12 protein-coding genes are annotated in these 11,948 nt (G+C 74.1%); 4 read left to right on the top strand and 8 right to left on the bottom strand.

The annotated features are described in order from the left end of the window. Positions 1-31 precede the first annotated feature (31 nt). The gene (locus tag BTM25_RS25465; protein WP_103565888.1) at positions 32-697 is read left to right on the top strand and encodes a potassium channel family protein; all 666 of its coding nucleotides are present in this window, start codon (positions 32-34) and stop codon (positions 695-697) included. After that, the gene (locus tag BTM25_RS25460; protein WP_103565553.1) at positions 697-1,356 is read left to right on the top strand and encodes a potassium channel family protein; all 660 of its coding nucleotides are present in this window, start codon (positions 697-699) and stop codon (positions 1,354-1,356) included. The genes BTM25_RS25465 and BTM25_RS25460 overlap by 1 nt, the downstream gene beginning before the upstream one ends. Here BTM25_RS25460 and BTM25_RS25455 read toward each other — a convergent pair. The 6 genes from BTM25_RS25455 to dut form a co-directional block, all read right to left on the bottom strand. Next, on the bottom strand, positions 1,353-2,078 hold the full coding sequence (locus BTM25_RS25455) for a DUF3159 domain-containing protein (RefSeq protein WP_407923409.1): 726 nt from the start codon (positions 2,076-2,078) through the stop codon (positions 1,353-1,355). The two genes, BTM25_RS25460 and BTM25_RS25455, sit on opposite strands and share 4 nt — an antisense overlap. A gap of 35 nt (positions 2,079-2,113) precedes the next feature. Then, on the bottom strand, positions 2,114-2,521 hold the full coding sequence (locus BTM25_RS25450; RefSeq protein ID WP_103565551.1) for an OB-fold nucleic acid binding domain-containing protein: 408 nt from the start codon (positions 2,519-2,521) through the stop codon (positions 2,114-2,116). Between the two features lie 54 nt (positions 2,522-2,575). Continuing rightward, complete coding sequence (locus tag BTM25_RS25445) at positions 2,576-3,904, bottom strand: ABC transporter permease (RefSeq protein ID WP_103565550.1); 1,329 nt, start codon at positions 3,902-3,904, stop codon at positions 2,576-2,578. Then, positions 3,901-4,674 carry an ABC transporter ATP-binding protein gene (locus BTM25_RS25440; protein ID WP_103565549.1) on the bottom strand — a complete coding sequence of 258 codons (774 nt, stop codon included), beginning with the start codon at positions 4,672-4,674 and terminating at the stop codon, positions 3,901-3,903. The genes BTM25_RS25445 and BTM25_RS25440 overlap by 4 nt, the downstream gene beginning before the upstream one ends. 139 nt (positions 4,675-4,813) lie before the next feature. Then, a complete protein-coding gene (locus tag BTM25_RS25435; RefSeq protein ID WP_103565548.1) occupies positions 4,814-5,623 on the bottom strand; it encodes a DUF3710 domain-containing protein in 810 nt (269 codons plus the stop codon). A gap of 12 nt (positions 5,624-5,635) precedes the next feature. Next, positions 5,636-6,121 carry a dUTP diphosphatase gene (dut, locus tag BTM25_RS25430; protein WP_103565547.1) on the bottom strand — a complete coding sequence of 162 codons (486 nt, stop codon included), beginning with the start codon at positions 6,119-6,121 and terminating at the stop codon, positions 5,636-5,638. Positions 6,122-6,288: 167 nt separating this feature from the next. On the opposite strand from dut, the gene BTM25_RS25425 reads away from it, so the two are divergent. Continuing rightward, a complete protein-coding gene (locus BTM25_RS25425) occupies positions 6,289-7,554 on the top strand; it encodes a cytochrome P450 (RefSeq protein WP_103565546.1) in 1,266 nt (421 codons plus the stop codon). 4 nt (positions 7,555-7,558) lie between these two features. Here the strand turns inward: BTM25_RS25425 and BTM25_RS25420 are convergent, their stop codons facing one another. Further along, positions 7,559-8,437: a metal-dependent hydrolase gene (locus tag BTM25_RS25420; protein WP_103565545.1), complete on the bottom strand. Its 879-nt coding sequence runs from the start codon at positions 8,435-8,437 to the stop codon at positions 7,559-7,561. 250 nt (positions 8,438-8,687) lie between these two features. Between BTM25_RS25420 and BTM25_RS25415 the strand changes: the two genes are divergently transcribed. Beyond that, entirely contained in the window at positions 8,688-9,371 is a 684-nt protein-coding gene (locus BTM25_RS25415; protein WP_103565544.1) for a TetR/AcrR family transcriptional regulator, read from the top strand. 7 nt (positions 9,372-9,378) lie between these two features. Here the strand turns inward: BTM25_RS25415 and valS are convergent, their stop codons facing one another. Continuing rightward, on the bottom strand, positions 9,379-11,895 hold the full coding sequence (gene valS / locus BTM25_RS25410; RefSeq protein WP_103565543.1) for a valine--tRNA ligase: 2,517 nt from the start codon (positions 11,893-11,895) through the stop codon (positions 9,379-9,381). Between the last annotated feature and the right edge of the window lie 53 nt (positions 11,896-11,948).

Raw genomic sequence — 11,948 nt, 5'->3', positions numbered from 1 at the left:
TGCGATGCACGCGTACCGGGAAGGGACGACCGTGCATATCGTGATCATGGGGTGCGGACGGGTGGGGTCGACACTCGCCCACATCCTGGAGGACAAGGGGCACTCGGTGGCCGTGATCGACCAGAACCCGGAGGCGTTCCGCAAGCTGCGCGCCGGGTTCAAGGGCCGTCGCGTCACCGGGTTCGGCTTCGACCGGGACGTGATCGCCGAGGCCGGCATCGAGAAGGCCTCGGCGTTCGTGGCCGTCAGCTCCGGCGACAACTCCAACATCATCTCCGCGCGGGTCGCGCGCGAGACGTTCGGCGTCGACAACGTGGTGGCCCGCATCTACGACCCGCGCCGCGCCGAGGTCTACCAGCGGCTGGGCATCCCGACGGTCGCGACGGTCCGGTGGACGGCCGACCAGATCCTGCGGCGCCTGCTCCCCGAGGGCGCCGAGCCGCTGTGGCGGGACCCGACCGGCGTGGTCGTCCTCGCCGAGGTCGAGACGGGCGCGACCTGGGTGGGCGAGCGCGTCGCGGACCTGGAGGAGGAGGCGCGCACCCGCGTCGCGTTCCTGACCCGGATGGGCGACGCGCTCGTCCCGCGCGGCGACACGGTCATCCAGGACGGCGACATCGTGCACGTGATGGCGCGGGCGGACGAGCTGGAACGGATCAACGCGGCCGTCGCCGCGCGCACGGAGGGGGACGCCTGATGCGGGTCGCGATCGCGGGCGCGGGCGCGGTGGGCCGGTCCATCGCCCAGGAACTGCTGGAGAACGGGCACGAGGTCCTCCTGATCGACAAGAGCCCGAAGGCCATCAAGGTGGAGATGGTGCCGCGCGCCGAGTGGCTGCTGGCGGACGCCTGCGAGATCGCGTCGCTGGACGACGCGGCCCTGGAACGCTGCCAGGTCGTCGTGGCGTCCACCGGGGACGACAAGGCGAACCTGGTCGTGTCGCTGCTCGCCAAGACCGAGTACGGGGTGCCGCGCGTGGTCGCGCGGATCAACCACCCGAAGAACGAGTGGCTGTTCAACGAGTCGTGGGGCGTGGACGTGGCGGTGTCGACGCCGCGCCTGCTGTCGGCGCTGGTCGAGGAGGCCGTGAGCGTCGGCGACCTGGTGCGGCTGATGACGTTCCGGCAGGGCGAGGCGAACCTGGTGGAGCTGACGCTGCCCGAGGACGCGCCGCTCGGCGGTGAGCGGGTCGGGTCGGTGCGGTGGCCGCGCGACACGGCGCTGGTGGCGATCCTGCGGGAGGGCCGGGTCCTGGTGCCGACGCCCGACGACACGCTGGAGGCCGGGGACGAGCTGATGTTCGTCGCCAGCCAGGACGTCGAGGACGAACTCGCCGACCTGCTGAACGCCCGTTAGCCCCGGTCCGGGGCCGGGGTCGCGTCCTCGGCCTCGGGGCGGGCGGCGAGCGGGGTGTTCCCGCGGGCGAGCAGCGCGACCATGAGGGCGAGCGCGGCGACCTGGAGCGGCCAGCCCATCGCGATCTTGGCGATGCCGAGCGGGCCGCTCTGGTCGCCCGACATCAGCCAGACCGGGTACTGGACGACCACGCGCAGCAGGCACGGCGCCATCAGCAGCCACGTCAGCCGGGAGCACAGCCGGACGACGCCGGGGTCGGACCGCCAGGCCGTCGGGTCGCCGGTGACGGACCCGATGATGAACCCGACGAGCGGCCAGCGCACCGCGATGGACAGCAGCATCGCGGCGGAGTAGACGGCGTTGTAGATGATGCCGGGCAGGAACGCGTCCTCGGCCTTGCCGGAGCGGAGCGCGAAGAACGCGGCGATCGCGATGCCGACGAGGCTGTTGAGGACGAACTGCGGGTTGGAGCGCTGCGCGACCCGGAGGGCCAGCAGCACCACGGCGGCGGCGACCCCGGCGATCACGGCCGTCTTGACGTCCTTGGCGACCAGGTAGGTGGCCGTGAACCCGATCGTCGGGACGGCCGCCTCGATCATGCCGCGCACGCCGCCGAGCGCCTTGGCGAGCTGGGCGCGGACGGCGGCCTCGACGGTGTCGTGGGCGCGCACGTCCCGCCGGTCCGCGTCCTGCCGCACGCTCTCGTCCACGCTCTGGTCCACGCCGCCTCCCCCGTCCGGGCCGAGCCCCGGCGCGTTCACGAACCGCCGCGCAGCTCGTACCGGGGGTTGAACATGACCTTGCGCCCGTCCTGGACGCTGACCAGGCCCTCGGCGCGGAGCCTGCGGCCGGGGTCGATGCCGGCGATCCGGCGGCGGCCCAGCCACACCAGGCTGATCACGTCGGTGCCGTCGTACAGCTCGGCCTCCAGCGCGGGGGCGCCGCCGCGCGGACGCAACGTCACGGTACGCAGCGTACCCGCCACGCAGTGCCGTGTGCGCTCACCGCAGGCGGTGATGGGCGTGGCGCCCTCGCGGCCGGACGTCTCCTGCAGCTCGGCGGCCTCCAGCTCGGCGTCCGAGGAGGCCATCCGGCGCAGGAAACGCCGCAGGCCCCGGGGCTCGCGTCGCGTCTCCGGCTCGGCGGCGGCCGGTACGTCGTCCATGAAACGAACTTTAGGCCATCTCGCGCCGTGCTGAACCGCCCGGGACGTCCCGGATCAGGCGACCGCCGCGACGGCGGGCGCCCGCAGCGCCCGGCGGGCGGCGAGCCAGGCCGTCCCGCCGGTGAGGACGACGGCCAGCGCCGCGACGCCCACCAGGATCAGCGGGCCGCCCGCGGGCCGGACCGAGCCCGTCCGGGCGACGGCGAACGGGACGGACGTGAACACCGACGCGACCGTCCCGGCGGCGATCCCGAGCGCGGCGAGCACGGCCGACTCGACGGTCACCGCCGCGAGCACCTGGCGGGGCGTGGCCCCGGCGAGCCGCTGCTGCCCGAACTCGCGCCGCCGGTCGGCGACGGCCGCGACCAGCGTGTTCACCAGCATGATCGCGGTGAACAGGATGATCATCCCGATGACGACCAGGTTCAGCACCTCGACGGACCGGTCGTCGACGCTCGCCGCGCGCCCGGCGGACGCGGCGGTCTCGGTGGCCTGGAGGTGCAGCGTCCCGATGCCGATCCCGGTGAACAGGATGATCGGCAGGACGACCGCCGCGAGCCGCCGGGACCGCCGCGCCAGTCCCGCCAGCACGAGGTCCCCGACGGCGCCGAGGGCGCGCAGCGGCCCGGCCAGCGCCCGCGCGGCCCCGCCGACGAGCGCGGGGGCGAGCAGGGCCAGGGCGAGCGCGGCGAGGATGTCGGCCTGCCCGGACGTGGCCATCGCGTCCAGGCCCTTGCCGCGCATGACCGTGACGGTCGTGATCGCCTCGCCGGACGCGGCGGCCAGCAGCAGGGCGGCGGCGATGATCCGGCCGCGGCCGAGCCCGCCCGCCTCCGCGCCGGACGTGACGGCCGTCCCCCGCACCGCCCGGCGGGCCGCGAACGCGCCCCCGGTCAGCGCGGAGACCAGCGTGACGCCGAGCCCGACGCCGAGGGCGCACGGCCCGAACGCGTAGCCGACCGCGTCCGGGACCATCGCGCCGTCGTGCATCAGCGCGAGGACGCCGTGCCCGAGCGCCCAGCCGGGAAGGACCGCGAGCACGCCGCCCGCGACCGCGACGAGCAGGGACTCGGCGACGATCATCCGGGCGACCTGGCCCGGGGTGGCGCCGGCGCTGCGCAGGAGCGCGATCTCCTCGGCCCGCTGCCGGACCGCGAGCGACTGCGTGGACGTCACCGCGAACGCCACCAGCAGCAGCCCCCAGCCCCCGACGACGAGCCCGACGGTCAGGAGCGTGCTGCGGGCGGTGCCGGTCGCGTCCCCGGCGACGTCGAGCATCGCGCCGAACGACATCAGCAGGGCCGCGCCGAGGAACACGGCGAGGAACGTGGCGGTGAAAGCGCTCGCGCGGCGGCGCAGCGAGCGCAGGGCGAGCCCGGTCACGCGGCGGCCCCCCGCTCGACCGCGGCGGCCAGGCGCGTCATGCGCTCGGCGACGGCCTCGGCGGTCGGGGCGTCCAGGCTCCCGGCCAGGGCCCCGTCGGCGAGGAACACCACCCGGTCGGCGTAGGACGCGGCGACGGGGTCGTGGGTGACCATGACGACCGTCCGGCCGTGGACGCGGACGGTCTCGCTCAGCAGCGCCAGCACGTCCCGGGCGCTGCGCAGGTCGAGGGCGCCGGTCGGCTCGTCGGCGAACACCACGTCCGGGCCGGTGGCCAGGGCGCGGGCGATGGCGACGCGCTGCTGCTGGCCGCCCGACAGCTCGGCGGGCAGCCGGTGCAGCCGGTCCCCGAGGCCCACCCGCACGAGAATGTCGGCGGCGGCGGCCCGGTCGGCGCGGCGGCCCGCCAGCCTCGCCGGGAGCAGGACGTTCTCCAGGACGGTCAGCGTCGGCAGCAGGTTGAACCGCTGGAAGACGAACCCGACGCGCTCGCGCCGGAACCGCGTCAGCGCCGCCTCGCCGCGCCCGGCCAGTTCCGCCCCGGCGAGGAACACGCGTCCCTCGGTCGGACGGTCCAAACCCGCCGCGCACTGAAGCAGTGTGCTCTTGCCCGACCCGGACGGCCCCATCACCGCCGTGAACGTCCCGGCGGCCAGGCGCAGCGACACTCCCGCCAGCGCCCGGACGCGGTTCCCGTCCGTCCCGTGGACCTTCCCGACTCCGTCGAGCCGCAGGGCCTCGCCCCGGCCCGCCTGTTCCCGCCCTGACATCCGCGTCTCCCGCCGTCACGGCGTCCCGCCTCCCGGAACGCCCGATGGCCACGACGCTACGGAGCGGGCGGACCCGTCACGAGGGGTCCAGGACGCCGCCGGAGGTAGGGGAAAGCCCACCCCCTCCGGCGGCGGAGGGTCAGTGGACCTCGGTGATCTCCGGGCCGCGCTCGAACGGGTCGAACGTCTGCTCGCCGCCCTCGCCGTCCTGCTCGCCGGCCTCGTTGAACTCCTTCGGGATCCGCAGCTCCAGCAGGTCGCGGGGCGGCATGGGCTGGTCGCCGCGGTGGATGACCACGCCGCGCAGCACGTCCTCCAGCACCTGCCACTGCTCCTCGTCCTCGATCGCGGCGCCCTGCACCACGACCTGGAGGAACCAGCGCGGGCCGTCGACCCCGAGGAACCGGACGACCTGCGGCGCCCAGCCCTGCTCGACGAACTCCGCCGGGATCTGCTCGCGGACCTCGGCGGGCATCTCGGCCAGCACGTCCTCGGTCAGCGCGGCGGGGACCATCGCGATCAGCTCGGGGCCGAACGGGCCCTCGCCCTCCTGCGTCTGGCCCTGCGCCTGCTCCTCGATGTCCTTGGCGGTCTCGCGCCGGACGTCGTCCCAGATGCCGGACCGCTTGGGCGCGGCGAAGACCTGGAGCTGCATGGCGCTCTCACCGTGCTGGACCAGGACGGCCACCGGACGGCCGTTGACCGGGTTGCCCTCCTCGTCCACCTCGGTCGCCTCGAAATTGACCTGGAAACCGAGCCCCGAGGCCACCGGGACCTGCAGCGCCCCGAAGTCCAGGCGCTGGATCTCCGGGTAGGACTCGGTGGAGTCCCAGGGGCCGCCCTCGGCCGGGTCGGCGGCCTCCGCCTCGGCCTCCTCGACCGCCGGAGCCAGGTCCTCGGCGTCCTTCGCCACCTGCTCGTCGGCCTGCCGGCGACGTCCAAAAGCCACGACACACGCTCCTTATCGACGATCCTCGTTGTCGGCCACCCGGTCCCCTTCCCCGAACCCCCCGGTGGAACCGAAGCCGCCCTCCCCCCGGGCGCTGCCCGGAAGCTCGGCGACCTCGTGGAAGACCGCGTGCGCGACGCGCTGCACGACCATCTGCGCGATGCGGTCGCCGCGGCGCAGCCGGACGGTCTCGCGAAGATCGGTGTTCAGCAGGGTCACCCTGATCTCACCTCGGTAGCCGGCGTCGACCGTACCGGGTGCGTTGACGATGGTCACCCCCAACCTAACCCCCAAACCCGAGCGCGGGTGGATGAAGGCCGCGTAACCGTCGGGCAGGGCGATCGACACCCCGGTCGGGACGCTCGCGCGCTCGCCCGGCGGGAGCTCGACGTCGGCCGCGGCGTACAGGTCGGCGCCCGCGTCACCGGGGTGGGCGTAGCCGGGCACCGGAAGCTCCGGGTCCAGCCGCTTGATCAGGACGTCGACCTTCTCGCTCACGTGCCACCTTCGCCGTCGGGACCGGGGGCCGGGCGGACGGGCGTCGCCGCCCACCGGCCGGTGCGGATTTTACCGGCGCGGGACCTCCCCCGGCCCGCCGCGCGCCGGCCGGGCGCGTCGCCGCGCGGGAGGTTGACGGTGCGCCGGGGCGCGGCTTGCATGGGGGCATGACGCGGGCGGACCTGTCGGACCTGGCCTTCTGGGCGCGTCCCCGGCCGGAGCGCGAGGCGGTGTTCGCGGCGCTGCGGGACCGGGACGCGCCCGTGTTCTTCCCCGAGCTGAAGCTCCCGTTCCTGCGGACCGGCCGCGGCTACTGGGCGCTCGTCCGGCACGCGGACGTGGTGGAGGCCAGCCGCCGCCCGGACGTGTTCAGCAGCGAGCCGACCGCCACCGGCATCGCCGACATGCCCCGCTATTTCGCTCGCTACTTCGGCTCGATGATCAACATGGACGACCCCCGGCACGCCAAGATCCGGCGGATCGTGTCGCGGGCGTTCACCCCGCGCGTCCTCGCCAAGCTGGAGACCGACCTCGCCGCGACCGCGACCGCGATCGTGGACGACCTGCTCGCGCGCGGCCCCGGCGACTTCGTGGGCCGGGTCGCCGCGCGCCTCCCGTTGCAGGTCATCTGCGACATGATGGGCGTCCCGGAGCGGGACCGTCCGATGGTGTACGACCGGACGAACCGCATCCTCGGCATCGGCGACCCCGACTTCACCGGCGGCCGGGAGTTCGCGTCCGCCGGGCTCAGCCGCAGCGCGGTGCTGTACGGGCTGGCCGCCGCGATGACCGCCGGGTTCGAGCTGAACCACCTGGCGATGAGGCTGGCGCGGCGCCGCCGCCGGGAGCCCGCCGACGACCTGATGTCGGCGCTGGTCGCCGCCGAGATCGACGGGGAGTCGCTGACCGACCAGGAGATCGGCTCGTTCTTCATCCTGCTCGTCGTCGCGGGCAACGAGACGACCCGCAACGCCCTCACCCACGGCCTGCGGCTGCTCACCGCGAACCCCGAGCAGCGCGCCCTGCTGCTGGACGACTTCGACGGGCGCGTCGCGGGGGCCGTGGAGGAGATCGTCCGGGTCGCGACGCCCGTGATCCAGTTCCGCCGGACGCTCACCCGCGACCACGCGATGAACGGCCACCGCTACCGCGCGGGCGACAAGGTCCTGCTGTTCTACAACTCGGCCAACCGCGACGCGTCGGTCTTCCCCGACCCGGACGCGTTCGACATCACCCGCTCCCCCAACCCGCACGTCGGGTTCGGGGGGCCGGGCCCGCACTTCTGCCTCGGCGCGAACCTGGCGCGGCGGGAGATCACGGTCATGTTCCGCGAGCTGTTCGCGCGCGTCCCGGACATCCGGGCGGAGGGGCCGCCGTCCTGGCTCTACTCCAACTTCCTCAACGGCATCAAGCGGCAGGACTGCGCGTTCTGACCCGTCAGGACGCGGCACGCGCGGCCGGGGACCCCGCGAGATAGGCGGTGGCGAGACTCGTCGAGCACTCGCGCGACGGGTGGAAGTCGCGCCGCAGGTACCGGCGCGCGGCGGCGATCATGAACCGGTTGCTCGGCAGCAGCCCCTTGCGGACGGCCCGCCGGTAGTCGCGGACGCGCGGCCGGACGCCCTTCAGCGTCGGGTCCTGCGCGCACAGGAACACCGCGCCGAGGTAGACCGCGAGCGGCATCGCGACGACCCCGGCGAGGAACGCGACGAACCGCCGCCAGTACGCGCCGGAGACGTGCTGGTACACGTCGAACGCCACCGACCGGTGCTCGACCTCTTCGGCGCCGTGCCAGCGCAGCAGGTCGAGCATCGTGGGGTCGGCGCCGGCCGCGTCCAGCGCGCGGGCCTCCAGGATCCACTGCCCGAGGACGGCCGTGTAGTGCTCGATCCCGGCGATGATCCCGATCCGGGCGTTCAGCCACGCCCGCCGGGGCAGCGGGACGGGCGGACGGTCGCCGAGCAGCGTCTGGAACAGCCACTCGATCCGCGCGGTGAGCGGGCGCGGGTCCAGGCCCCGGCCGCGCATCTGCCGGTCCAGGACGCCCTGGTGGGAGTAGGCGTGGACGGCCTCCTGCCCCATGAACCCGCGCACCTCGGCGTGCAGCCGCTCGTCGCCCGCGACCAGGGGGAGCGCCTGCTTGTAGACGCGCACGAACCACCGCTCGCCGGCGGGCAGCAGCAGGTGCAGGACGTTGATGAAGTGGGTGGCGACGGGCTCGCCGGGGATCCAGTGCAGCGGGGTGTCCGACCAGTCGAACCGCACCCGCCGGGGCGCGATGACGGGGTGACGTTCGTCCGGTACGGGGTCGTTCATACCGCCTCCTCCGTGTGTTCCGCATCACTCGTCGCGTCCGCCCCGGCACGAACTTGCGTCGCACCGGCGATCGGTCCGACGATCGGGGGGAGCCGCCGGGCGCGGGGGCGCGCCGGTCCCGCCGTACTCACGTGGCGCCGGAACGGCGGCGCGGTTTTTGATCGCTCGCGTCTTCAACCGCGTTCCGCCCGCCAATTAGACTTCCGATCTAATATGAAGACGAGCTGAACGAAAGTCAAGAGAGGACGCGATGACGGCCCAGGCGAGCCAGGACCAGACGCGACCCGTCCGGCGGGGCGAGGCGCGGCGCGGCGCGATCCTGGAGGCGGCGAGCACGCTGTTCGCCGACCGGCCCTACGACGTCCTGTCCATCGACGAGATCGCCGACGCCGCCGGGGTCGCCAAAGGGCTCATCTACTACTACTTCGGCAGCAAGCGCGGCCTGTTCCTCGCGGTCATCGAGTCCGCCGCGTCCGCGCTGGAGGAGCTGACCGAGGAGTACGACGGCCTCTCCCCCGCCGAACGGCTCATCCGCACGCTCGACGGGTTCCTCTGGTGGGCCGACGGGCACCGCTCGGCGTTCCAGACCATCCTCAGCGGCGGCATCGGCGTGGACGACGAGGTCGCCGCGTTCTACCGGCGCGTCCGCACGCGCCTGGCCATCGCGCTCAGCCAGGGCCTCATCGGCTCCCCCGACCCCCGGCCCGTCCTGCGCGTCGCCATCGACGGCTGGATGTCGTTCGTGGAGGGCGCCGCCGTCGCCTGGCTCGAACGCGGCGACCTGGAACGCGACGACGTCCGCGACCTGTCCGTCCGGGTGCTCGGCGGCGTGCTCCAGGCCGTCGGCGCGACCGACCCGGCGTGCGACCGGCCCGCGGCCCCGGTCGCACCGCCCGTGGCGGCCGAGACCGAGGTCGCGGCCGAGACCGCCTGACGGACGGTCAGCCCGCCGCCAGCTCCACCTCCACCGCCAGCTCCGCCGGGCCGTCCTCCAGCAGCAGCTCGGCGATCCGGCCCGCCGCCGCGAGGTCGCCGCGCGCCACCCGGCCCGCCGACGCGCCCCGCACGACCGCCCGCGCCACGTCCGCGCGCATCGACGCCCGCGCCGCCGACTTGGCCCGCCGGACCTCGCGCAGCGCCGCGCCCGTCACCGCGAGCACGTCGGCGTCCCCGGCGTCGCCCAGCTCGGCGGCCTCGGGCCACGGCGCGCGGTGGACCGAGCCCTCTTGCCACCACGACCAGACCTCCGCGGTGACGAACGGCAGGACCGGCGCGAACAGCCGCAGCAGCACCGCCAGCGCCGACCGCAGCGCCGACCGCGCCGACGCCGCCGCCGGGCCCGTCCCGTACGCGCGGTCCTTCACCAGCTCCAGGTAGTCGTCGCAGAACTCCCAGAAGAACCGCTCGGTGCGCTCCAGCGCCCGCGTGTAGTCGTAGTCGTCGTACGCGCGGGTCGCCTCGTCCACCACGCGCGCCAGCGCGGCCAGCATCGCGCGGTCCAGCGGCTCGGTGGCCGCCGCGTCGTCCTCGCCGAACCCGAGGACGAACTTCGACGCGTTCAGGATCTTGATCGCGAGCCGTCGGCCGACCTTGATCTGCCCGGTGTCGAACGCCGTGTCGGTGCCCGGACGGCCGCTCGCCGCCCAGTACCGCACCGCGTCGGACCCGTACTCCTCCAGCAGCGCGATCGGCGTCACCACGTTGCCCTTGGACTTCGACATCTTCTTGCGGTCGGGGTCGAGGATCCAGCCCGACAGCGCGGTGTCGCTCCACGGCAGCCCGCCGTGCTCGGCGTCCGCCCGGACGACCGTCGAGAACAGCCAGGTCCGGATGATGTCGTGCGCCTGCGGGCGCAGGTCGAACGGGTACACGCGGCCGAACAGGTCCGGGTCGCGCTCCCAGCCGCCCGCGATCTGCGGCGTCAGCGACGACGTCGCCCAGGTGTCCATGACGTCCGGGTCGCCGGTGAAACCGCCCGGCTTGTCGCGCTGGTCCTCGTTGTAGCCGGGCGGGGCGTCCGACGACGGGTCCACCGGCAGCTCGGCCTCCGCCGGGACGATCGGCGCGTCGTAGCGCGGCTCCCCGTCGCCGTCCAGCGGGTACCAGACCGGGATCGGCACCCCGAAGAACCGCTGCCGCGAGATCAGCCAGTCGCCGTTGAGTCCTTCGACCCAGTTCTCGTACCGCGCCCGCATGTACGCCGGGTGCCACTTCAGCTCCCGGCCCCGGGCGAGCAGCCGCTCGCGCCGCTCGGCGTCCCGGCCGCCGTTGCGGACGTACCACTGCCGCGTCGTGACGATCTCCAGCGGGCGGCTGCCCTTCTCGTAGAACTTCACCGGCCGGACGAGCTTGCGCGGCTCGCCGTCCAGGTCCCCGGACGCGCGCAGCAGCTCCACCACGCGCTCCTTCGCCGAGAACACCGTCTTGCCGGCCAGCTCCGCGTACGGCCCGGCCGCGACGCCCGGCGGCGGCTCGGCGGCGAACCGCCCGTCCCGGCCGAGGACGGCGCGGGTCGGCAGGTCCAGCTCGCGCCACCACGTCACGTCGGTGAGGTCGCCGAACGTGCAGACCATGACGATGCCCGAGCCCTTCTCGGGGTCGGCGAGCCGATGCGCCAGGACGGGCACCTCGACGTCGAACAGGGGCGTCCGGACGGTCGTCCCGAACAGCTCCCGGTAGCGGACGTCGTCGGGGTGCGCGACGAGCGCCACGCACGCGGGCAGCAGCTCCGGCCGCGTCGTCTCGATGTAGACCGGACGGTCCGCGCTCCGGAACCGCAGCCGGTGGAACGCGCCGGGCTCGTCCCGGTCCTCCAGCTCGGCCTGCGCCACGGCGGTGCGGAACGTGACGTCCCACAGCGTCGGCGCCTCCGACAGATAGGCCTCGCCGCGCGCCAGGTTGCGCAGGAAGGCGCGCTGGGACGCGGCGCGGGCCGTCGCGCCGATCGTCGTGTAGAGGTGGTCCCAGTCGACCGACAGGCCGACGCGGCGCCACATCTCCTCGAACGCGCGCTCGTCCACCTCGGTGAGCCGCTCGCACAGTTCGATGAAGTTCCGCCGCGAGATCGGGACCTGGCGTTTCGCGTCGGGCTTGGCGGGCGGCTCGAAGCCCGGGTCGTAGGGCAGGGACGGCTCGCAGCGCACGCCGAAGTGGTTCTGGACGCGGCGCTCGGTCGGCAGCCCGTTATCGTCCCATCCCATCGGGTAGAACACCGCCCGGCCGCGCATCCGCTGGTAGCGCGCGACCGCGTCGGTGTGGGTATAGGAGAAGACGTGCCCGACGTGCAGGGATCCGGAGACGGTCGGGGGCGGGGTGTCGATCGAGTAGACGTCGGCGCGGGGACGGGTCCGGTCGAACCGGTACGTCCCCTCCTCTTCCCAGACACGTACCCACTTCTCCTCCAGGCCGTCGATCGAGGGCTTGGCGGGAACCTGTGGGGTGAACGTCTGTCCGGTCATGCGGCCATCGTATTGACCGGCGCGGCCCGGACGGCCGGGGATGGGCGATTCCG

This window comes from Actinomadura rubteroloni (assembly GCF_002911665.1).
Taxonomy (GTDB): domain Bacteria; phylum Actinomycetota; class Actinomycetes; order Streptosporangiales; family Streptosporangiaceae; genus Spirillospora; species Spirillospora rubteroloni.
Note: the sequence above shows the minus strand (reverse complement) of the source record. Positions and strands in the feature narration are given on the sequence as shown.

Excerpts from the sequence above, each read along its gene's own strand:
- BTM25_RS25460 (WP_103565553.1), top strand. The coding sequence starts at position 697 with ATGCGGGTCGCGATCGCGGGCGCGGGCGCGGTGGGCCGGTCCATCGCC.
- BTM25_RS25450 (WP_103565551.1), bottom strand. The coding sequence starts at position 2,521 with ATGGACGACGTACCGGCCGCCGCCGAGCCGGAGACGCGACGCGAGCCC.
- BTM25_RS25440 (WP_103565549.1), bottom strand. The coding sequence starts at position 4,674 with ATGTCAGGGCGGGAACAGGCGGGCCGGGGCGAGGCCCTGCGGCTCGAC.
- BTM25_RS25425 (WP_103565546.1), top strand. The coding sequence starts at position 6,289 with ATGACGCGGGCGGACCTGTCGGACCTGGCCTTCTGGGCGCGTCCCCGG.
- BTM25_RS25420 (WP_103565545.1), bottom strand. The coding sequence starts at position 8,437 with ATGAACGACCCCGTACCGGACGAACGTCACCCCGTCATCGCGCCCCGG.
- BTM25_RS25415 (WP_103565544.1), top strand. The coding sequence starts at position 8,688 with ATGACGGCCCAGGCGAGCCAGGACCAGACGCGACCCGTCCGGCGGGGC.
- valS (WP_103565543.1), bottom strand. The coding sequence starts at position 11,895 with ATGACCGGACAGACGTTCACCCCACAGGTTCCCGCCAAGCCCTCGATC.